Annotated in this window: 18 protein-coding genes; 7 read left to right on the forward strand and 11 right to left on the reverse strand. The window is 69.8% G+C overall.

The annotated features are described in order from the left end of the window. The 4 genes from HG543_RS26745 to HG543_RS26760 all read right to left on the reverse strand — a co-directional run. Window positions 1-449: hypothetical protein (locus HG543_RS26745; protein ID WP_169347701.1), on the reverse strand; the 449-nt coding region annotated here is incomplete at its 3' end. 14 nt (window positions 450-463) lie between these two features. Further along, entirely contained in the window at window positions 464-847 is a 384-nt protein-coding gene (locus tag HG543_RS26750; RefSeq protein ID WP_169347702.1) for a hypothetical protein, read from the reverse strand. Between the two features lie 91 nt (window positions 848-938). Next, entirely contained in the window at window positions 939-1,427 is a 489-nt protein-coding gene (locus HG543_RS26755; RefSeq protein ID WP_169347703.1) for a hypothetical protein, read from the reverse strand. Between the two features lie 309 nt (window positions 1,428-1,736). Continuing rightward, window positions 1,737-2,171: a hypothetical protein gene (locus tag HG543_RS26760; RefSeq protein WP_169347704.1), complete on the reverse strand. Its 435-nt coding sequence runs from the start codon at window positions 2,169-2,171 to the stop codon at window positions 1,737-1,739. Between the two features lie 321 nt (window positions 2,172-2,492). Between HG543_RS26760 and HG543_RS26765 the strand changes: the two genes are divergently transcribed. Beyond that, the gene (locus HG543_RS26765; RefSeq protein WP_169347705.1) at window positions 2,493-5,825 is read left to right on the forward strand and encodes an NACHT domain-containing protein; all 3,333 of its coding nucleotides are present in this window, start codon (window positions 2,493-2,495) and stop codon (window positions 5,823-5,825) included. Window positions 5,826-5,838: 13 nt separating this feature from the next. Here HG543_RS26765 and HG543_RS26770 read toward each other — a convergent pair whose 3' ends face one another. After that, window positions 5,839-7,494 carry a thiamine pyrophosphate-binding protein gene (locus tag HG543_RS26770; protein ID WP_211194191.1) on the reverse strand — a complete coding sequence of 552 codons (1,656 nt, stop codon included), beginning with the start codon at window positions 7,492-7,494 and terminating at the stop codon, window positions 5,839-5,841. 223 nt (window positions 7,495-7,717) lie between these two features. On the opposite strand from HG543_RS26770, the gene HG543_RS26775 reads away from it, so the two are divergent. The 3 genes from HG543_RS26775 (at window position 7,718) to HG543_RS26785 (ending at window position 11,310) form a co-directional block, all read left to right on the forward strand. Next, window positions 7,718-9,190 (forward strand): hypothetical protein, encoded by a 1,473-nt coding sequence (locus HG543_RS26775; protein ID WP_169347706.1) that lies wholly within the window; start codon window positions 7,718-7,720, stop codon window positions 9,188-9,190. Between the two features lie 97 nt (window positions 9,191-9,287). Further along, window positions 9,288-9,998: a Bax inhibitor-1/YccA family protein gene (locus HG543_RS26780; RefSeq protein WP_169347707.1), complete on the forward strand. Its 711-nt coding sequence runs from the start codon at window positions 9,288-9,290 to the stop codon at window positions 9,996-9,998. A 139-nt stretch (window positions 9,999-10,137) separates the two neighbouring features. Next, window positions 10,138-11,310, forward strand: a complete 1,173-nt coding sequence (locus HG543_RS26785; RefSeq protein WP_169347708.1) for a lytic polysaccharide monooxygenase — start codon at window positions 10,138-10,140, stop codon at window positions 11,308-11,310. Between the two features lie 43 nt (window positions 11,311-11,353). Here the strand turns inward: HG543_RS26785 and HG543_RS26790 are convergent, their stop codons facing one another. From HG543_RS26790 to HG543_RS26810, 5 genes are all read right to left on the reverse strand, one after another. Beyond that, window positions 11,354-12,544: a DUF7305 domain-containing protein gene (locus HG543_RS26790; protein ID WP_343073445.1), complete on the reverse strand. Its 1,191-nt coding sequence runs from the start codon at window positions 12,542-12,544 to the stop codon at window positions 11,354-11,356. Between the two features lie 83 nt (window positions 12,545-12,627). Beyond that, the gene (locus tag HG543_RS26795) at window positions 12,628-13,530 is read right to left on the reverse strand and encodes a tetratricopeptide repeat protein (RefSeq protein ID WP_169347710.1); all 903 of its coding nucleotides are present in this window, start codon (window positions 13,528-13,530) and stop codon (window positions 12,628-12,630) included. Then, window positions 13,527-14,108 carry an RNA polymerase sigma factor gene (locus tag HG543_RS26800; RefSeq protein WP_371876504.1) on the reverse strand — a complete coding sequence of 194 codons (582 nt, stop codon included), beginning with the start codon at window positions 14,106-14,108 and terminating at the stop codon, window positions 13,527-13,529. The genes HG543_RS26795 and HG543_RS26800 overlap by 4 nt, the downstream gene beginning before the upstream one ends. 42 nt (window positions 14,109-14,150) lie before the next feature. Next, the gene (locus HG543_RS26805; RefSeq protein WP_211194192.1) at window positions 14,151-15,365 is read right to left on the reverse strand and encodes a hypothetical protein; all 1,215 of its coding nucleotides are present in this window, start codon (window positions 15,363-15,365) and stop codon (window positions 14,151-14,153) included. Between the two features lie 108 nt (window positions 15,366-15,473). Further along, window positions 15,474-17,273, reverse strand: a complete 1,800-nt coding sequence (locus HG543_RS26810; protein ID WP_169347712.1) for a glycosyl hydrolase family 18 protein — start codon at window positions 17,271-17,273, stop codon at window positions 15,474-15,476. A gap of 364 nt (window positions 17,274-17,637) precedes the next feature. Between HG543_RS26810 and HG543_RS26815 the strand changes: the two genes are divergently transcribed. The 3 genes from HG543_RS26815 to HG543_RS26825 all read left to right on the forward strand — a co-directional run bounded on the left by HG543_RS26815 (window position 17,638) and on the right by HG543_RS26825 (window position 21,039). Next, on the forward strand, window positions 17,638-18,810 hold the full coding sequence (locus tag HG543_RS26815) for a hypothetical protein (RefSeq protein ID WP_169347713.1): 1,173 nt from the start codon (window positions 17,638-17,640) through the stop codon (window positions 18,808-18,810). Window positions 18,811-19,354: 544 nt separating this feature from the next. After that, window positions 19,355-20,572, forward strand: a complete 1,218-nt coding sequence (locus HG543_RS26820) for a DUF2380 domain-containing protein (protein WP_343073446.1) — start codon at window positions 19,355-19,357, stop codon at window positions 20,570-20,572. Next, window positions 20,569-21,039, forward strand: coding sequence for an NUDIX hydrolase (locus HG543_RS26825; RefSeq protein ID WP_169347715.1), 471 nt, complete (start codon window positions 20,569-20,571; stop codon window positions 21,037-21,039). Before HG543_RS26820 ends, HG543_RS26825 begins: the two co-directional genes overlap by 4 nt. A gap of 150 nt (window positions 21,040-21,189) precedes the next feature. Here the strand turns inward: HG543_RS26825 and HG543_RS26830 are convergent, their stop codons facing one another. Next, window positions 21,190-21,948, reverse strand: a complete 759-nt coding sequence (locus tag HG543_RS26830) for a tetratricopeptide repeat protein (protein WP_169347716.1) — start codon at window positions 21,946-21,948, stop codon at window positions 21,190-21,192. Window positions 21,949-22,005: the final 57 nt, after the last annotated feature.

Raw genomic sequence — 22,005 nt, forward strand, 5'->3', positions numbered from 1 at the left:
CCCACCTCCCGAGCCACCCACTCCTCATGGCCGGACAGCCACCCGGCCAGCGACACCAGTCCCGCGCGCGCCGCGCGCCGCTCCCCGGCCGTGCCCGCCTCGCGCCACGGGCCCAGCTCCTGGACGCGGAAGGCGGGCCGCTCGGGCACCGCCTCCAGGATGCGCGGAGCAAAGCCGTCCCTCGGGACGAAGACGGCCGCTCCGCACTCGCACAGCACCCCGAAGCCCCACAGCGTGAGGCGCCCGCCGCCCGGCAGCTCCACCGTGTACGCGCTCTGCCCCTCCACACCCTCGGGACGCGGGTGACGCACGAGGCCCCTCCTGGCGAGGAGGTTTCCCTCGGGGCAGAGCACGTCCCTGCCGAGGCACCACATGGAGACGTCGAACAGACGCTCTCCGTCGCGGCGCAGCTCGCAGGGCAACACGGTGGAGGACTCCTGACCGGACATGGGGCGCCTCGCTCTCAGCTCGCGGCCTTCTTCGCCGAATCGCCCTTGCGCACCGGCACCGCGCCGAAGAGCGCGGCGGCATCCACCGCGCCGCCACCCTTCTTCGTCAGCACCGCGTTGACGGCGCGCACCAGCTTGCCGCGCACGCGCGTCGGCAGCGGCTGGTCACCCAGCGCGGCCTGGAGCTGCTGCGTGCTCACACCGCGGCCGCTCTTCGGCTTGCCGAGCTCCAGCTCCTGGTAGCTCTTGCCCTGCTTCTCCTTGTCGCGGCGCTTGTCGGCCCGCTTGCGCACGAGGACGCGGTCCGTGTCGCCATGGGCCTCGAGCTGCCGGGACAGGCGCAGCAGCGTGTCGGGGGTGATCTGCTTCTCGTTCAGGAACTGCTGGAAGGCACCCATCGTCTTCTCTCCGGGAAAGGGGGCCGGCGGAAGAACGCCGGCCCCGGATTGCTGGAAGCGAGGCCCGTGGCGGTGAAGCCCGGCCCGCGGCTCAGTGCTCGTGGTCGTGCGCCGCCTCCTCGATGACGATGGAGACGGACGAAGCGGTGGTGGGGCCGAAGGTCAGGATGTGCGTGCCCACCGTCATGGGCACCACGTGGCGGCCCTTGATTTCGGTGCACTGGGTGGAGCTCTTGGTGCTCTCCTCGATCTCCACCTCCGCGCCGCTGGCATTGGTGATGGAGAGGGCCACGTCCGCGCTGGTGTAGATGACGTAGTCGGTGGCCTCATCCGCGGCGAACCTCACGGAGCCCGTCTTGCCACCCGTGCCATCCACCAGGGTGATGTCCCAGCGACGGTGGTCATTGTCGACATGGGGAGGCGTGTCGGTGAGGGTGGCGGTGACAGGGGCTGCCGGACCCTCCTGGAGGTGCTCGCACCCCTCGACGTCGACGTTCTCCTCCTCCTCGTCGTCATCGCCGCAGGCGGTGGCGAGGAGCGCGGTGGACATCAGCAGGGCGGCCAGGAGCTTCTTGTTCATGGTGTTACTCCACGTGGATGGACTGCGGGTATGCCAGTCCCGACACGCGACCCCGGACACCGTCTGTAACGACGGCGCCAGCGCGAGCGCGGCGAAACTGGAAGGCTTTGGGCGTACCACGCGCGTACGACGGCGGACGGAGCCGGTCGGCGTGGCATGGCGGCGCGGAGAGGGCGTCAGTGCATGGCGGCGCTACGGAGCCCGGGCCTTCACTCGCCGCACGAGGCGGACGGAGGACACGGGACGGCCGTGGGCGACGGACTCCACGAGGCGCGACAGGGCCTCACGGAGCAACGCACTCCCCGGGCCTCAGGCGCGAGGCGGAGACGCCTTGGGAGCGAGGTGCAGCCGGGCGACGGGTTCCGAATGGAAGCGGAACACGGCCAGCGCCGGCGCGGAGCGGGTGGGCATCGCCACGAGCTGGGTGGTGCCCTCCGAGGGAGGCGGTGTCTCACGACGGCTGAAGGCGTGGACACAGTGGGCTTCGGCGCCGTGAGACTCGGTGGCGTCGCGCCGGGAGGCGACGCGGGCGTCATCGAAGGAGTCCTCGACCTGCGCCACCGCGTGCTCACCACCCGCCTCGACGTGGACCACCTCGCCGTGCTCCAGGCACGTGGCGTGCTGGACCAGGGTGTGGTGGAGGGCGCTGCTCACATACGCCAGCGCGCACAGGAGCACGAGCGGCAGCGCCAGGAGGCGCGACCGGACGAGACTCACGGGCAGGCGGCGGGTGGAGCGGCTCACGTTCGGGGGGTTCCCAGGTGAAATGCGTTTGCGGTTTTAAGCCAGACAGACCGCCGGTGCAAGTCGCACATCTCTGAACAACGAATCGCGGGATGAAGGGACATGGGCGCGCACGCCCCACCCCATCGACACGTGGACGCGGGAGGAAGCGCCGTCCCGCCGTGCCGCATCGCGAGCGTGCGGAGTGCCCGCGTCACACCTCCGCCGCCGCGACTCCACCCGGGTCGAGCCGAGTTCCCGACACGCGAGGCGGCGCGGCGCACGAGGGGGAGGTCGTACTCCATGAAACGAACCTGGAGCCGAGCACGAAGGTGGCTGCCTGTGTTGCTGCTCGGCATTCTTGCCCCCACCGCTTCGCACTCCCAGGCCTCCCCGTCCCCCGAACACGCGGCCGTCGTCACGGACATCCTGGGCTACGCCGAGCGCCACGCGAAGAGCGATGGCGCCATGCAGACGCGGCTCGTCGTCGATTTGTTCCGCGACAACCCGGCCAGGCTGACCTCCCAGCGGGTCGCGCGCATCTACGAGGAGGAATACTCCCGCGTCAGGGAGGCCAACAGGCCGGGGGCCTTCAGGAAGCTGGTCCCCAACCTCGGCTGGGTGGCGGCGCTCATCCTGCTCGTGCTGCTCGCCTTCAGGGACGTCCTGAAGGACTGGCTCACCCAGCGCATTCGAGCCACGAGCGGCTGGCTGTACGGAAGGATCGCCGGCAGGCCCTTCTTCTGGAGGACCGCCCTCAGGCACTACCAGCAGGCCCTGCATTCGAAGTACGGCCTGCTGAAGATTCCCTTCCGCCCCAATCAGCCGCTGCGCATGAGGGACATCTACGTACCACTGAAGATCAAGTGCGCCTTGGATGCCGACGATACCGACGCCCATGAGTTCGTCACCCGCTGGCGCCGCCTGGTGGTGGTGGGCACGCCGGGCGCAGGAAAGTCCATGCTGCTGAAGCACCTGACGCTCTCCTACGCGGAGGGACGGATGCTGGACCTTCCCGACCGGCCCGTGCCCATCCTGCTGGAGCTCCACCGCTTCAACGAACCCAAGGCGACCTTCGAAGACGTGCTGGAGGCCGAGCTGGCCCGCGGTGACTTTCCCCAGGCCAGGAGCTTCGTCTCCAGCGGCCTGGAGCAGGGCCGGCTGATGCTCCTCCTCGACGGTCTCGACGAGGTGAGCAGCGTCGAGCGCAAACGGGTCGTCCAGGTCATCCGGGATGCACTGGACCAGTACAAGAAGTGCCGCGCCATCATCACCTGTCGGGATGCCGTCTATCGCGGCGAGTTCGACGATGTCGTCGAGCAGCGCCTGGAGATTGACGCCTTCAAGGACGAGCAACTCTGGCGTTTCCTCGGCTCGTGGGAGGAGGACCTGAACCGCCAGGGGAAGTCCATCGAGCAGCTCATGCTGACGCTGCACGACCGGCCCCGAATCATGGACCTGGCGCGCAACCCCTTGATGTTGACCATCATCGCGTACCTGTACTCGGACACGGATTTCGTCCTGCCCAACTCGCGCGCCGAGTTCTACCGCGAGTCCACCGACATCCTGCTCGACCTGTGGCACCAGGAGCACAACCGGTTCAAGGCCGTTGCCAAGCGGCTCCTGCTCCAGCACCTGGCGCTGTTCAACCAGGACACCACCACCGAGCAGGGGCAGGAACGCCTGACGATGGAACGCCTCGTGGTGCTGGAGCAGACACGCAAGCTCCTGCCGGACCTGAACATCCATCCGGACGAGGCGAACGCCATGCTCGACGAAATCGTCGAGCGCAGCGGCCTCCTGCTCGAGATTGACGGCGGCGAGCGCTACCGGTTCGCCCACCTCACCCTGCAGGAGTACCTCGCCGCGACGAAGCTGATGAACGACGCTTCGGGAATGGTGGACAGGTTCAAGGCGGACCGCGACGCGTGGAGGGAGACAGTGAAGCTGTGGTGCGGGCTGGACCACGACAGCACGGAGTTCATTCGCGCCATCCACGCAATGGAGCCCCTCACCGCCGTCGAGTGCCTGGCGGATGCCCAGAAGGTGCAGCCCGCGCTGGCGAACCAGATCCTCGAGGGGTTCAAGAGCCGCCTGGGCTCGGACGCCGCGGATGAGGCGGTCGTCAAGGCCTTCGGGTCCATCGCCTCCGACAGCCGCCCCCGGGGTGAGGCCATGTTCCAGTGGCTGAAGGAGTCACTGGCCACGGCCCGTGACAAGTCACGATGCATGGCCATCGCCAAGGCCCTGTCCCTGACGAACAAGGTCGAAGCGGCGCGCCTGCTGGCGGAGCGCTACGTCGAGTATGCGGAGGCTCGGGCGATCCTGGTTTGCATGGGGGACCTGGCGGTCCCCACGCTCGAAGCCGTGGTGGAAACGGGCTCCTTGAATGTCCTGGACGATCTGCTGGCGATTGGAACACCCCTCGCGGCGAAGGCGCTGGTGCCCCTGCTATGGCACCCTGACGACACGATTTCGATGCGGGCTGCCTGGCGGATGGCGGCACTCTTCCAGAAACAGGGCGTGGAAGCAGCGCTTCGGGAGCATCCGCTCACACCCGAGCAGCGAGACGCAGAAAGCCCTGGCTGGGTCTGGCAACCGTTCAACGAGCCCAAGGGCTCGTCACTTCCCACCATCGCCGGGCGGGTGGCCCTGCTGCTGAAACAGGCTCCCGCCGAGGCGGCGCCGCCCGAACCGTATCATTCCCTGGACCCACGCCTGGCAATCCCGGTCTGCGCCATCCAGAGGTACTCCGAAGCGGGCTTCCCAACAGCTCGGGAAGGAGAGCGATACCTGGCGTATCACGCGAGGCTGCGTGAGACGCTCCTGGGGGAGCGACCCGAGGATGTCACCGTGGAGCCCCCCTTGTTCTTGAGCACGGACGCCCGAGCAAGAGCAGGCTACCGGGGAGTGCTCAAACCCCAGGTGATTGAAGAGTTGCTCGCGGTGATGAGCCCGGGCAGCGCGTGGCGGTCGTTGTTCATTCACCTTCCGGTCCGACTCCAATCCACCCTGCTCTTCCGCTTGTTCGACAGGCCAAGACCCACGGAGCAGGATTGGAGCAACGTCACCTCTCCCGTCGAGTATGCCGTCCACGACAACTGGCATCTGCGAACGGTTCTCTTGCTTGGCATGTTGCTCTCGGCGCTCGCCATCCTCCACGCGATGCTGTCCATCCTGGGTGCACCTGACCGGCTGACCTGGAGCAATGGACTGCTGCTACTCGGGGCAGCAGCTTCGGGACTGTTCTGGATTGGGCTGCCCGGCTACATGGGGGGCGCCCTTTGGGCAGCGAACCGAAGTGTGGGGAGCTTCCTTGGCCCGGTCATTGCCGTGGGCGATCTCATCTCCAGGGGAATCTCGGACCTGGATGAATTCAGGGAGTTCATCTTGGAGCTGAGCTGGCTTCCAGCGACGGTCCCCCTGGCGACGCTGATGATGTCGAGGTTCATTCCTGGGCTGTACGTCGCGATGCTCTGGGGGCTGTTGTTGGTGGTTGTCCTGACCTTGATCTTCCACGCCGCGCGCCGTGAGAGACGGGCGCGGAACCCCTTCAAGGGGCTGCTCACGTTTCCCCGGCCGGGCACTCCGGGCAGGAGAAGCGCCGACGCCGTCACGCTCCGCGACTCGCTGCCTCAGCGGTGGCACCCCATCCAAGGGCGTGCCACCGCCTGAGGGCCGGGCGAGACTAGACGGCGTACCCCATCGCTCCCGCCTTCACGGGGGCATCCGGGTCCAGCAGCACGTTGACGCACGCCACCGTGCCGCTGGCCAGCGCCCGCTCCAGCGCGGGGCGAATCCGCGCCGGCTCCGTGACGAACTCGCCATGCCCGCCGAACGCCTCCACCACCTTGTCGTAGCGCGTGGGCGCCAGCAGCGTGGCGGGTGACTTGTCCTCGCCGAACATCTGCACCTGCGGCAGGCGAATCTGTCCCCAGGCCGCGTCGTTCCCCACCACGCACACCATGGGCAGCTTGAAGCGCACCGCCGTCTCGAAGTCGAAGCCGTTCAACCCGAACGAGCCATCCCCCTGCACCACCCAGCACGTGCGCTCCGGGTGCAGCACCTTCGACGCGAGCGCGAACGGCGCCCCCACGCCCAGGCAGCCCAGCGGGCCCGGGTCCAGCCACCGGCCCGGCCGCTTCAGCTCCAGCACCTTCGCCGCCATGGCCACCCAGTTCCCACCGTCCGCGATGAACACCGGGTCCTGCCCCGCGGCATTCGCCACCTCGGACAGCTCCCTCGCCAGCCGGTAGTGGTGGATGGGCGTGCTGTCACTGCGCGCCCACTCGTCGATGGAGGCCTGCCGGCGCGCCTCGCCCGCGCGCAGCGTGGTGAGCAGCGTGTCCCGCTTCGCGCGGTCCGCGCCCGCCTCCAGCGCCGTGAGCGCGCTGAAGCTGTCCGCCACGAGCCCCACCTCCACGGGACGGTTGCGGCCCAGCTCCGTCGGGTCGATGTCCACCTGGACAATCTTCGTGTCGGCGCTGAAGGTGGGCTCCGCGCCGTAGTTGAGCCGGAAGTCGAAGGGCGTGCCGATGACGAACACCACGTCCGCGCCGCTCAGCGCTTCCTTGCGCGAGTGCTGGAAGAAGAGCGGATGTCCCGCCGGCAGGCAGCCCCGGCCCGCGCCGTTGAGGAACACGGGCACCTGCGCCCGCTCCGCGAAGGCGCGCAGCGCGTCCCACGCGCCGTCCCAATACACCGACGAGCCCGCGAGGAGGGCCGGACGCTCGGCGGCGCGCAGCAGCGCCAGGGCCTCGTCCACCTTGCGCGCATCCGGCGCCACGCGCGCGTCCGTGCGGTAGCGCTCCGGCATGCGCAGGCCGTCCTCGTCCACGCCGTTGCAGAGCACGTCCCACGCCAGCTCCAGGAACACGGGCCCGGGGCGCCCGGACAGCGCCACGCGGAAGGCCTTCGCCAGGTAGTGCGGCACCGCCTCCGGCGAGGGCACCCGGTCCGACCACTTGGAGATGCGGTGGAACAGGTCCACCTGCTCCATCTCCTGCAGCGAGCCGCGCCCCTGATTGAACGTGGGCGCCGCGCCGCCCAGCAGCAGCATGGGCGAGCTGGCCGCGTGCGCGTTGGCCACGCCGGTGAGCGCGTCCGTCACGCCGGGGCCGGCCGTCACCACCGCCACGCCCACGCCGCGCGTCAGCCGGGCATACGCGTCCGCGGCGTGCGCGGCGGCCTGCTCGTGGCGGGTGTCGATGATGGCGATGCCCTCCTCCACGCACGCGGCGTAGATGGGGGCCACGTGCAGTCCGGAGAGCGTGAAGATGTGCCGCACGCCCTCCTTCTTCAGCATCCGCGCGACGAGCTGCCCACCACTGACCATGCCGCTCATGTCCGTGCCTCCTATGCGGGAAACGGAGGAAGGCGCCCCACCCGCCAGCGCCCGCCCCCCAGGCGAGAGGCCAATCGTGGCGTAACCGGGTCTTCGCTGACTACCAGGAACAAACTTACAGGAGCGCTGGGAGGCACTTCGGCACCATGGACCGGCGCACCCGCCTTGCGTAGGGTGCGCGCGCCCGGGTGGGCCCGGGCGTTTCCTCAGAGGTGAGGACTTCGTGCAAGAGTTCATCGACGTGCTGCGGAGCCAGGCGCGCCACATCGCGCCCGAGCTGGCCGAGCTCGCCTACAAGCGGGGCCTGGCGGTGACGCAGAAGGACGGCACCACCCGTCCCATCCCCATCACCGCCACGCCCGTGGTGCTGGACGCCGCGGAAATCCGCCGCCGGGCCGAGCTGTCCGCGCGCCTCGCGTCCGCCACGGTGAAGCTGGCGCGCGCCATCCTCGGTGGCGCCGACGCGGAGGACCTGCTGGGCGCCCTCTCCCCGCTCGAGCGCACGCTCGCGGAGCGCACCTGGCGCCAGTCCGCCCGGCTGGCCACCACGCGCGTGGACTACTTCGTCGCCGGCGGCAAGCCGTGGGCGCTGGAGGTCAACGCCACCATCCCCGCGATGCAGGGCTACTCGGACATCGCGGCGCGCACCTTCATCGAGGTGGTGGGCCGCTACTTCCGCTACCCGGAGAAGGCGCTGCACGCGTTGCTCGCGCTCAACGGCAGCAACGCGCTGGCGCTGTACCGGGCGCTGCTGGACGGGTACGCGGCGGAGCGCAACGGGAAGCTGCCAGACACGGTGGCCCTGCTGTGCCGGCGCAACGACGCGCAAATCACGGAGCTGCGCTGGCTGTGCGAGCGCTTCCGCGAGTTCGGCGCGGACGCGGACGTCGTGCACCCGGACGAGGTGTCCGGCGACGACGCCTTCGTGGTGAACGGCAAGAAGTACGACCTGGTGTACCGGCACCTCTTCGTGCGGCGGCTGGAGGAGACGCCCTCGCCGTGGGTGGAGGACTTCCTGGGCACGGTGCCGGGAAAGAAGGCGGTGTTCCTCAACCCGCCCGCCTCGCAGGTGGAGGTGAAGGCCACGTTCGCCCGCCTGTCACAGGCGCTGGCCGAGCCCGCGCTCGCGCAGGCCGCGGGCCTCACTCCCGAGGAGCTGGAGGCGGTGCGCGCCTCGGTGCCGTGGACGCGCGTGTTCCGGCCCGGCCCCGCCACCGGCCCCGACGGCGAGCGCGTGGAGGACCTGGTGGCCCTGGTGGCCGCGGACCCGAAGCGCTACGTCCTCAAGCGCTCGTGGGACTACGGCGGCAAGGCCGTCTTCCTGGGCCGCTCCACGGGCACGGTGCCCTACACGGAGCGCGTGAAGGCCGCCTATGGCGAGCCCCTGGGCTGGCCGGAGCTGTGCGCCCGCGCCGCGGCCGACACCGCGGGCGGTGGCTTCGTGGTGCAGGAGGTCGTGGACACGCCTCCCGAGGACCACCTGCTCTGCGAGCCGAACGGCACCGTGATTCCGACGTCCTTCTTCGTGGACTACTCCGCCTACGCCTCCGTGGGGCTCGCCCGCCAGCCCGCCTGGGGTGGCGTCTGCCGGGGTTCCATGTCGGAGATCGTCAACATCGTCGGCGGTGGCGGCGTGCTGCCGCTCATCACCACGGAAGTGGCCTCCAAGCTTTTGATGGCGTGGAAGGCCATTTAAGGAAGCTCATACGGGCCGGGGGTCGCGCACGCCCCGGTTGAACGCGTTATAAGGGTGCGTCGCCGGGCCACGGCCCGGCTTGAAAGGACCAAGATTCATGGCCTGGGAAACTTCGGGATGGCAGACCGCCGAGCACGGCTCGGTCAACGCCGCCCTCGTTCAGGAGTCGCAGCGCGCGTTCATGACGCGCGTGCACGGCTGGATGTTCGCCGGACTGATGCTCACCGGCGTGATGGCGCTGGTGACGCTCGGCAACGAGACGATGCTGCGGGCGGCGGTGAACTTCCGCATGCCGCTGTTCCTCGTGCAGCTCGGCGTGGTGTTCGCGCTGTCCTTCCTCGCGCCCCGTCTGTCGGGCCCGGTCGCCGCGGCGATGTTCCTCGGCTACTCGGCGCTCACGGGCGTGACGCTGTCCATCATCTTCCTCGTCTACACGGCGGGCAGCATCGCGCAGGCGTTCTTCCTCACGGCGGGCGTCTACGGCGCCATGGCCATCTTCGGCACCGTCACCAAGAAGGACCTGGGCGCCTGGGGCACCTTCCTCTTCATGGGCCTCATCGGCGTGGTGCTGGCCGGCCTCGTCAACATGTTCATGCGCAGTGACGCGATGTCCTTCGTCATCGCGTGCGCGTCCGTCGTCGTCTTCGCGGGCCTGACGGCGTACGACACCCAAAAGCTGCGTGAGATGCACGCCAACACCGGCTACAGCAGCGCCGCCACGGTGAGCATCGTCGGCGCGCTGACGCTCTACCTGGACTTCATCAACCTGTTCCTCGCCATCCTCCGGCTGCTGGGCCGCCGCCGGTAGTCGCGAGCCACGGGCCGTCTCACACGAAGCGGCGGTGCGGACCTCTCCGGAGGCGGCACCGCCGCTTTCGTTTTGGCCCGATGACCCGAATTCCGCCTCCCCGCCCTCCCTCCTTGCGCATTGCTCACAGGAGGAAGGGATGTCCCTCACACATCATCGCTCTCTCGCGGCGTCGCTCGCCGCGTGTGTCCTGCTGTCCGCCAGCGTGGCCCTGGCGCACGGCTCCATGGAGGTGCCGCTCAGCCGCGTCTACAGCTGCTTCAAGGAGGGGCCGGAGACGCCGAAGTCCGCCGCGTGCAAGGCCGCCATCCAGGTGGGCGGCACGCAGGCGCTCTACGACTGGAACGGCGTGCGGCAGGGCAACGCCAACGACAGGCACCGCGAAATCATCCCCGACGGGAAGCTGTGCAGCGCCGCGAACGAGAGCCACAAGGGGCTCGACCTGGCGCGCACGGACTGGCCGGCCACGCTCATCGCCCCGGACGCCAGCGGCCGCTTCGAGTTCGTCTTCCACGCGACGGCGGTGCACGCCACGGGCTACTTCAAGCTCTACGTGACGCGCGAGGGATATGACCCGTCCCTGCCGCTGAAGTGGTCGGACCTGGAGGCGAACCCGTTCTGCACCGTGACGAACGTGTCCGCGCAGAACAACCGCTACCGGCTGAGCTGCCCCTTCCCGCAGGGGAAGACGGGCACGCACGTCATCTACGGCATCTGGCAGCGCTCGGACAGCCCCGAGGCGTTCTACGCCTGCACCGACGTGAAGTTCAGCAACACGCCGCCCCCGCCGACGTCCTGGAAGGAGCTGGGCCCGGTGCAGGCCCGCGAGGACCTGCCCGCCGGCAGCAAGGTGACGTTCCGCCTGTTCGATGCCCAGGGCGCGGACGCCGAGTCGCATGTCCTGTCGCTCGACGCCGCGACGCCCGCGGCGAGCTGGATGTACCGCCTCGCGCAGCGCGTGAATCCGGCGTCCAGCCGCGTGCAGGTGGGCGTGCTCCAGGCCTCCGGCACCATCGTCCCCGCGGAGAGCGCCACGAGCAACCGCGTGTATTCGCGTGAGACGGGCTACACGTTCCAGGTGGACATCCAGAAGCCGACGACGCCGCCGCCGGGTGGGGACGGAGGCACGGGCCACCTCAAGTATCCGGATGGCATCTCCAGCTACGTGGCGGGAACCGTGGTGGAGGGGACGGACGGGCTGCTCTACCGCTGCAAGCCCTTCCCCTACTCCGGCTGGTGCAAGGGCCCCGCGTCGCACTACGCGCCGAGCTCGGGCAGCCACTGGCAGGACGCCTGGGAGCGCATTCCGTAGGTGAGGGCCGCTGCCGGGGCGGCGTGGCACCACCGCCCCGGAGTCACTCGGCGGGGCACGCGCTGCCCGCGTCGAGCACGTCCGCGTCGTAGTGGAGTGACAGGGCTCCAGAGCCCTCGAGGCGCCGCACGAACATGGAGCCGAACACGTCGGCATTGCCGCTCAGGTTGAGCTGCGCTCCGGGGGCGTAGAGGTTGCCAGCCAGCGTGCTGCCAGCGGAGAGGGCCAGCACGCTGGAGCGGGCCACGTACACGCGAACCCGCGAGGGCATGGCCGTGGAGCCCACCAGGAGGGGACCCGCCACCGTGACAGCGCCACCGATGAACAGGTCCAGCTCACCCGGCGGTTGCACGTCCACGGTGAGGCCCTCGCCCAGGTCCACGCCGTCCTGGATGAAGAGCGCGGTGCGGGCGCGAAGCGTGAGCGTCGCGCGGCCCGTGCCGGTGATGCGCGTGAGGAGGAAGCGCCCGCATGGCAGCTCCAGCGTCCGCTCACCCGAGATGCCCTCCAGCGCCGCCGCGTCCAGGCCGATGGCCGCGTTGTCGTTGTCCACGGCGTGGTGCGCGATGAGCGCCGCGACGTCGACCTGCGACGTGGCATCGCAGGCGCACGGGGTGACGGCGTCCACCGGCTCGCGGCGGACCCCGGCCGCCTGCACCGGGCCCACGGAGAACCCGGGGGGCACGGTGAGGGTACCTCCGACGGTGAGGGAGGCCAGCGATACGTCACCGCGCACCCGGGCGTCTTGCGCGACGGACGCGGTCGCGGCGCCGCCCACGAGCGGGCCACTGCTGTCGAGCGCTCCACCCACCGTCAGCGTGCGCCCAAGCTGGATGCCCGAGGCGCCGCCAACGCGCAGCGAGCCTCCGACCACGACCGAGTCGTTGGCGGTGAGTCCACCATTCACGCCGACGTCGCCGCCCTGCCCTCCCGGCGCGTACGGGCCGAGCGAGCCCCGGAAGGCGTCCGTGTGGACGGGCGCGTTGAACGCGAGCCCGTCGCAGGTGCACAGCGCGTGGCGGAAGGTCTGCTCGGCGAGACGGCCGCTGCAGAGGGGCGCGCCCGTGCCCGGCTCGCGCAGGACGATGAGCGGTCCCTGCCCGGCGCAGTGGGCCTCCCAGTCGTCGGGCGGAGTCCCGCTGTCGGGCGGGCCCGCGTCCTCGGACGGAATGTCCCCGCCCGCGTCCTCGGAGGGAATGTCCCCGCCCGCGTCCCGGGAGCGAAGCGTGGCCACCAGGTCACTCCGCGTGCAGCCCGCCCAGAGGGTTCCGGTCAACAGCAGGCACAGCCCCCGCTTCCATCTCGGGAGGAGTGCCCTCATCGGTTGTAGAGCTCGCGCAGCCGCGCCTGCGCGGTGGCGGCCAGCGGCGAGTCGGGATGCGCCGAGAGGAAATCCTCGAGCGCGCGCATCTCCGCGTCCGTCTCACCGAGCGCGCGCCAGGCCTCGGCGATGCCGTGGCGGGCCTCCTGGTCGAGCACGCCTTGCGGCTGGAGACGCAACGCACCCTCGAACTGGCGGAGCGCGCCTCGTGCGTCTCCCAGGTGCTCCAGCCGCAGCGAGCCCGAGGCCACCCTCGCGACATAGGCCGCCAGCGACGAGGGCTGCCCCCTGATGACATGCAGGTAGAGCGCCTCCGCTTCCTTCCACCTTCCCGCGGCCCGGAACTCGTTCGCCTCGCGAAGCAGGTCCTCCGTCTCCGCGGCGGGTGCCCGCGCGGGCTCCTCCGGTCGCGGCTTGCGGATGACAGGCGAAGCGTCGGCACGTGGCGTGGCCCGGACGACAGGCGCAGCCTCGGGCTCCACGACGCGTACGTCGGGAACGGGCCCGGCACGTTCCTCCCGCACGGGTTCATCCGCCGGCGGAACGACGGGAGCGGCGGTCGACGGGACGTCCTCCGCGGGCGCTTCATCGTTCATGGCCGGCGATGGCACGGACACCGCCACCGGAGGCGTCTGGACCTCCCCGGTGCTCGCGAGCTTCCAGATGGACGCCGCGGCGGCGCTGGCGAACAGGACCGCGCCCGCCGCCATCAACCACGTCGGCGGCCGCCTCCTCCGCGTGAGCGGCCGCGCCGGTGCCTCCCGTGCCGCCTCCATCGCGGCCATCACCAGCGCGGCCGACTTCTGCCGGGCGATGCGGCGCGCGGGCCCCGCCCCGCCGTCGAGCGGCTTGAGCAGGTCGTCCAGGGACTCTTCCCCCTCTTCTCGCAACGGACTCATCCCTCCCCCTCTCCCGCCGAGGCCAGCGCGCGAAGGGCCGCGCGCCCCAACCGGAGTCGACTGCGCACGGTCTCGAACGGGATGCCAAGCTCCGTCGCGATTTCCGGCACGCTCATTTCCAGCACATGATGCAGCACCAGCGCATGTCGCTGCTCGGTGGACAGCTCGTCCAGCAGCGTCACCAGGTGCCTCCGGTGGACGTACTCGTCCGGCAGCGCGTCCTCCGCGGGCACCGCGACCAGCTCCGCCGGCTCACCGGCGTGCCGGGCCTCCCGGCCCCGCGCGCGCTTCAACCAGGCGAAGGTGGCGCGCACCACCACGCGGTCCGCCCACGCGTGGAAACGCCCCTCGCTGCGATAGGTGGGCAACCCGCGCATCAGGGCGATGAGCCCCTCCTGGGCGATGTCGTCCACGTCCGCGTCGCCTCGCACCAGATAGCGCACCAGGTTGCGCACGCGAGGCAACAACTCCATCAGCAGGGACTCGGTCGCCTCGCGCCGTCCCTGGATGGCCTCCTGGATGCGAGGGTCCTCCGCATCGCGGAGGGCCCCGGTCGCAAATGAGCCCGAGCTCCTCATTTCCGACATGGAGATTCCAGGGGGCGAAATCGGGTCATCGGCTCACGGAAGAAAAACCACGGCCACCCCCGCCCGGGGACGGACGGCCCATCCGTCACCGCGAGGCACGAAGTTTCCGTCGACGGCGTACCCCAGCGCGGGACGCCCCAGGAGCAGCTCGGCGGAGACGCTGGCTTCGAGCGCGAGCCGGGTGGACACGCTCCAGCGCGCGGAGACCCGAGGCCCCATCAGCAGCGCGAGCATGAAGCCCGGAGGCTCCGCCTCCACGTCCTCGCCGAGCGCCTCCGTCCCGCGGGAGAAGCCCACGCCTCCCACACCGAGCCCCGCCGCGCACGCCAGCGAGCCGGTGGACACGAGGGGCAGGTCCGCCCACAGCACCCCGGCGTACTGTCCCAGCGAGAGCCGGGTGTGCTCATCCCACATTCGCGCGGGGAGTCCAGCGAGGAGCTGCAGCCCGAGACGCAGCGAGCGCCACTCCCTCCCGACTCCGAGCAGGAGCCCCTGATGCCCACCTCCTGTGTATCCATCGAGCGCGGCATGTGCGCCCACCGTGAGGCTCCAGTGCGCAGGAGCGGCGACCGCCTCCCCCGCTTCTCCGTCGCGCACCGGCGCGGGTGCCGCGGGCGACGCACCCTGCCCGCCCGATTCCCCGGTGCGCCCCGATCCGAGCGCGGCGGACGATGCGCGCCCCTCGCCGGCATCCCGGGCCCGCCCCGACCCGAGCGCGGCGGGCGACTCCATCTCATCCTCATCCACGGCCCGCCCCGGCTCGGGCGCGGCCGGCTCCACCACCTCACCGAGGGGCGCTCCCGCGTCCACGGCGCGCAGCGCGGAGCGGGCGGCGAGCGCGAGGGCCTCGGCTCCCGCGGACCACGCCAGCGAGCCGGGCTGTCCCTCCAGTCGCGCGGCGCGGACGAAGAGGTGACGGCTCGCGGGCTCGGCGACCTGGACACGCACCGTGGTGCCTTCGCGCAGGAACCAGAGGACGGCGCGGGCCTGGTGCCGCTCCGCGAGCCGCGTCACCGAGCGCCACCGCGAGGCCGCCGGTCCCTCCAACGCGGCGCCCGAATCCGTCACGAGCCGCACGGGCAAATCACTGCTCTGCCCGCGCACCCGCTCCAGCAGGGCCGTGTCCTCGGTGGAGGCGACGCGGACCACGGCCGTCCACGGCTCGGCGGCCATCGCGGGTCCCGCGAGCAGGACCCACAGCACGCTCACGCGCATGCGCCGCGCTGGCCCGGCCGCCGCCAATGACATGCACCACACCCTAGCGCCAGCGCGGCGGTGGAAGAAGCTCCACGGAGTGTGGGCTCCGCGGAGCGGGCCCGTGTGTGCCTTCACGGACCCGCTCCCGACATGCACCGCTCAGCGCAGCTTCAGGTAGAGCGCGTCGAGCAGCGAGCCATCATCGCCGCTCAGCTCCCAGAACATCGCGCCGCCCAGACCCTTGCTCAGGATGTAGTCCGACTTGGCGCTCATGCTCTGCGGGTCGTCGTAGCCAATCCAGATTCTCGTGGACGGGTTGTAGACGTAGGCCTCCTTCGCCTCCGGGTGGAAGAACTTCGTGTAGCCGGAACCCGCGCGCTCGAACCTGTTCTTGATGTCCTTGTAGTCGAACACGCCCGTCGGACCCGAGGAGCCGTCATCCCACGTGCCCATGATGGGGACGCCGCTCTGGAACAGACCATTGTTGACGTTGGGCACGCTGCCCCAGCCACGACCGTAGAAGGGCACGCCGAGGACGATCTTCGAGGCGGGCACGCCCAGCTCCAGCATCTTCGCCACGGAGGCGTCGCTGTAGAAGCCGGCGGAGGCGCCCGGGTCACCCGTCACGCGCAGCAGCGGCGAGTGGAAGTTGACCTGGCTCTCGAAGGCGCCGTGATAGTCGTACGTCATCACGTTGATCCAATCGAGGACGTTCGAGAGGTTCTTCGTCTCCTGCTTGTTCGCCAGCAGGTCCGGCGACGCGCCGGAGGCGATGGTGAGCAGGTACTGCTGGCCCGTCTGCGCGGAGAGGGCGTTGAGCTGGCTGCGGAACTCCTGCATCAGCAGCGTGTAGTTCTGCTTGTCCGCGGGGCTGTTGCCGTTGCCCGGCAGGCCGCCGCCGACGGGGTACTCCCAGTCGATGTCGATGCCGTCGAAGACGCCCGCGCCGTTGACCGGGTCCACGCCGGGGAACTGGCCGCGGATGTAGAGGTCCACGCAGGACTTCACGAAGGCCGCGCGCGAGGCCGGGGTGGCGGCCACCTGCGAGAAGAGCCCGGACCAGGACCAGCCGCCCACGGAGATGAGGAGCTTGAGGTGCGGGTTCGTCCGCTTCAGCTCCTTGAAGGCGCGGAAGTTGCCGCGCAGCTGTCCGGGGTTCCACTCGCCCGGCCAGCCGCCGCTCTTGTCGATGTCCGCGAACGGGTCACCGAGGACGCACCTGCCATCCGAGGAGATGTTGGAGAAGGCGTAGTTGATGTGCGTGAGCTTCGCGGCGGGCACGTTGGACACGTTGTAGCCGCGGCCGTAGATGCCCCACGCGGTGAAGTAGCCGACGATCTTCTTGCCACCCGGAGGCGGCGGGTCGCCGGGGAACTCCACGGTGACGGTGACGCTCTTCGTGCCCACGTTGCCCGCGGCGTCGTAGGCCCGCACCGAGTAGATGTACGTGCCGTTCTGCGCGCGGCTGGAGAAGGCGCGGCTGTACTGGCCGCCCGTGGCCACCACGGCGCCGTTCTCGAGAATCTCCACCTTCGACACGCCCACGTTGTCAGAGGCCGTGGCGGTGAGGGTCAGCGTGCCGGCCGCGGTGAAGCGCGTGGCGCTGGCGGTGATGTTGGCGGTGGGGGCGATGACGTCGCCACCCGAGCCGGCGTCGGGGTTGCCCGAGCCGGCGTCGGGCTCTCCACCCGACGAGGGACCGAGGTCCAGCCACAGGGCGGGCACGGCCGTGGGCGTCCAGTCCGCCTGCGAGGTGTGCGCCTGGCGGCACTCATAGTCGCGCCCCGAGTAGGAGACGCGCGCGCCCACTGGATAGAAGACGCCGGGCGCCCAGGCCGCGGCGAGCGACGCCTGCTGATGGGAGGACTCCGCGCCTTCGGGAGCGGTGACGTCCGGGTTGCACCCGGTGATGGACAAAGCGGTGGCGATCAGGCCCCAGGCCCAACTGCTGCGACGCATGCGTGTGCTCCTCACCGCGTCGGAGGACAAAGGGGCATGGACCCGGGACCAGGACGTCCCAGGGCACACGCCTCTCCCTCTCCGCGCGGCTTCTCTGCGGGTTCACAGGGAAGGAGTCACGCACCGATTTTTCCGGGTTAATTCCGCGAACCGGCCGCGCATCGGTTTCACGCGATGGCACACGCGGATCCCGTGGCGTGAGCATCACGCCGGAACTTTTCACGGACCCACTGGGGACTGCTGGGATTCGCGCTCGTCAGCCCACCCGACGAGCCACCACCCCGGCGGGCACCGGAGGCCAGCGGTTGGTATACGCGCCGCAACGGCCCGGGCCCCTCGGCTCCGGTCCCCAGGAGCCCACGCCATGCCCACACGTCCGTTCTTGCACGCCGCGCTCGCGGCCCTCGTCCTGCTCACGCCCCTGCTGGGGCACGCGCAGCTCCAGTTGGAGCGCGTGGGTCCCACGCCCTCGGCAACCACCGTCCTCCACCGGGGTGAGCGCGTCGGCTTCTCCGCTCGGGCCACCAGCCCGGCGGGCGGGCTGCACGGCTCGGAGTGGTACCTCGAGGGGAGCTACGTCGGGGCGCAGTACCGCACCGCGCTCCCGAGCTCCACCGAGTACGACGCGACCTTCTGGCGCTCCTTCCACTTCCCCACGACGGGGCGGTTCCGCGTGGCGACCGTGGCGTTCGACCGCGCCAGCAACTACAGCCCCTCCGCCACGTGGACCGTCGATGTCGTCGAGCGTCCCCGGTTCCTCTACGTGGACCAGACGGACACGCTGCTCGATGCGCCGCAGGCCACGCAGGATGCCTTCTGGAGCTTCGTCGCCGCCCAGCGCATCAACCAGCTCGGCATCTATCGCCTCAACCAGATTCTGGGCAATGCGACCCGGACGGCGGCGCTGCGCGCCTTCATCACCCGGGCCCACGCGGCGGGCGTCTCGCGCGTCTTCGCCATCGTGGCGACGCCGGCCAACGTCTCCTACGTCCGGTCCTATCTCTTCGACCCGGCGACGCCGACCACCGCGCGGTTCGACGGACTGCTGACGGAGCACGAGTTCTGGAACGGCACGACGTCCGCCGACGTGCGCTGGGGCTCGTACCTGCGGCTGCTCTCGCATGTCCGGGTGCTCGCGGACGACGCGGGGCTCCTGGCGGCCACGTACCTGGGGTGGTTCTCGGCGGAAGAGGCGCGCAGCCTGCGCGAGCTGGTCGACGTCGTCCTGCTGCACGCCTATGTGGCGACTCCGGCCAATGCATACCCGTACCTCAAGGCGCGCCTCGAGCTCCTCTCCCGCGAGTGGGGGCGCCCCGTCCAGGTGTGGCCCATCTTCTCGGCCGAGTGCGACTTCTCCGGACGCTGGTTCTCCGACAACCGCTCCGCGGACCCGCTCGAGCTGGCCGAGAACACGGTGCTCGACGCGTACCGCGCCGATGACCGGACGTTCCGCAACGGCCTGCGTGTCGCGGGCTTCGCCTACTTCGCCCGGACCCACCTCACCACCGCGCTCGGTGGGGCGGCGTGCGCGCCCTGAGCGGGGGCCGCTGACCAGGGTCACGAAGTTCCTCCGCTGCTCGTGGACGTTGGCACCTGGTTGCCTGCCATACAGATTTGTCAGGCATGACTGATAGTCAGGAGGCCCTGTTCCTGGAGGCCCCATGACACCCACGCTGCTTTCGCCTCCCCAGGCTTGGGGATGAACAATGCGAATTGACGCCCCGCTCTTCAGGTGGAAGGGATTGATATTGGCCTGCGCCGTGCTGACGACCGGCTGCGCGTCGATGGCACCACCGCCAAGCCAAGGGATGCCCCCCAGTGACACGCCCGCATGGGCTGCCGCGCTCGGCGAGGCGGAGGTGCCAGGCTACGAGCGCCCACGCGCCCTGGCGTCCTCACCGCGGATCCCCCCGGAGCCAGAGGGCCCGCAGCGGCTACACCGCCGTCGAGACTCCCGTACGACCTTGACGCGAGCAGGCCCGGGACGCGCAGCGGGAAATGCGGGGGGAGTCCTCATCCGTGGCGCTTCGGCGCTCCAGCGGCAGCGCGCCACGGAATCACGGCAAGCCGTCTTTGCTGCCATGGTCGACGCGAAGAACTCCCTTGACGCTCTGACCGGCACGCTTTCAAGGCTGGAGACCCGTCCACCGAGCTTCCGCAACCGCGGTTTGAGCGGCGTCAACGGTGCATTCACTCCCCACCTCGATTATGGCTCCAAGCAATTGCCCTGGCTTCACGGCGCGCTGGCAGGTGTCACCGCGGCGACGCAGGTGGCCTCGGAAGTGGCTGACCCCGACATGGGGCTGGCCTTGCTGCGCATGAGCGGCCCTCGGCTCCAGGCAGCCCTCTCCGGCATCATGTTGCTCGCCGCGTGGGTGGACTTCCTGAACCTCTCCGATGTCGTGCTCCGAGAGTGCCCTGCCTACAGTGTCGAGAAGCTCGTCGTGGACATGCACCGCGTGCAGGGGCTGGTGGAGCCCTCCATGACAGCGCTCGCCTCAGCAGACCCCACGAGGGTCGAAGCAGTGGCCACCGCGCTCCCCGAATTGATGAGCGAGCTTACCCGTGAGTTCCATTTCCTTCGGGAGGAAGCAAGCCGGGCCATGGAGCGCGCCGGGCAGGTCATGGCGGTGACGCAGTTCGTTGAGATGCTCACCATGGCTTCGGCAATGAAGCTGGCGCTGCCACGGGTGCCTCCAGCCGCACCCTCCACGCTGAGCACGACGCTCGTCATGGGCGCTAATGGAGTCATGGTGGGCTCGCAAGTCGTGGTCTCCGCCGAGTGGGTGGAGATGATGCGCAGGCTCGTACAGGCAGGAGTTATCTCCTCAGTGGCCGTCAGCGCGGCTGTCCGCATTCACGCTGGAATGATGATGGCGCAGGGGAGCGGAGACTTGCCGAAAGGCGTGCGTGACGCACTGGGCGAGGGGCCTGAGGTACGAGCCATGCGCGAGACTGGCAGGGCGGGGGCAGGCATGAGCGAGGCCCCGAAGCACCATGTCCTGCCGCGCGAACATCGCGAGTGGTTCGAGCAGCGCGGCTTCACGGGCGACATGGACATCGATCAGTTCTGCGTCCGGATGGAGGCAGCGCACCATCAGGCAATCCACGGAGGAGGCGACTGGCGCATGGGACGCATGTGGCCTGGCGAATGGAGCCGGATGCTCATGGGGGCGTTACGCGACGCCGAGATGTTGGCCGGCCGGATGTTGACGCCGAACGAGATCCTGAACATCGTCGCTGAGCGCATGAGGCGCTATGAAGTCCCCATGAACTTCGTCTCTTGGAGAGGGCGATGAGCGAGGGACGCTCCTGGCGGGGGAACTGGAAGGCCCGGCTGCATGAGCGAGTCCGCGAGCGCGGTTACACCTCGCTCACCGCCTTTGCCAATGCGCGTCCCACCGCCTCGTTGGTCGAGTTGGCGGAGGAGCTTGACCGGGACGGACTCAACGCGGTGCAGGTGTTCAGCGGGTTGGTTGCCGAAGCAGAGCGAAGCCATCAACTCACGCGTTTGGAGCGTGGCCAGCTCGTGCGTGAACTGTTCGAGTTCCTTCCCCATGGCTGGCCGGCCGTGCTGGACGATGCCAACCGCTTCATGGTGGCCAAGGCACTCAGTTCATGGATTTCCTTCACGCCCGACGTTCATCAAGAGCGTGCCAGGCAGGTTGCGGCAACGCTCCTCGCCACGCCGCCACCGCCCGGCTGGCGCCCTCTTGACCCTGACGACGAGTTGCTCCGCACGCTCTTGCCTGACGAAGACGTGTGACACCGAGCCACCCGGCACCCAAGAAGGCAGGCTGGGCTGGATTGGGCCCGTGACCCGCACGTCCCAGGACACGCACCACTCCGTTCCTGCGCGGCTTCTCAGCGAGGCCACACGGAAGGAGTCACGCGCTCACATTCCAGGGTGAGCACCTCAAGGGGCCGCCGCGCGCCGGGCCAACTCCAGCCCCTCCTGGCATTGAGCGGGGGGCTCCCGCAGGCTCGTGCACTTGAGGAAGGCCGCTTCCGCCTCGCCGAAGCGGCGCTGCTCCATCAACACCGTGCCCAGGTCGTGCCATTTATGAGCATCCTCTGGCGCGAGCTGCGTGGCCCGGGAGATGTGCTGCTGTGCGCCCTCCAGGTTCCCCTCCTCGAAGTCCATCACCCCGAGGCTGTGGTGGGCGTCGGCGTTGCCGGGGTCGGCGTCCCGCATGGCGGTGAACTCCTTCCGGGCCTCGTCCTTGCGATTGAGCTTCAAGAGCGCGAGCCCCAGGCTGTAGCGCGCGGGGAGGAAGCCCTTGTCCACTTTCAGGGCCTGGCTGAAGCGCTCGCGCGCCGGCTCGTAGGCCCTCTCCTCGTAGTGGACAGAGCCCAGGTCCATGAGCGCCTCCCGGTGGTCCGGGTTGTACTCCAGCGCCTTGAGAAGGTGCCGTTTCGCCTGTGGGGTATCCCGCCGATAGAACGCGATACGGCCCTTGTGGGCCCACAGGTTCGCGTTCCTGGGCGAGAACTCCAGGCCCAGGTCGCAGTACTGCTCCGCCCGATCCAGGTCCCCCTGGGCAATCCCCTGCGCGCAGAGCTCCTCGCTAAAGTAAGCGCCCCCTCTGCCGCAGGTCGGCGGGGTCGCGGCGCAGGCGGAGAGGAGCAGCGTGGCGGCGGAGGACAGCACCAGGGCGAGCCTTCGGAAGCGCATGACCGGGGCAGCCTAACCCGGGGGGACCACGAACGACGCCCTGCTTCCGAAGACAGG

The organism is Pyxidicoccus fallax (assembly GCF_012933655.1).
Lineage (GTDB): Bacteria > Myxococcota > Myxococcia > Myxococcales > Myxococcaceae > Myxococcus > Myxococcus fallax.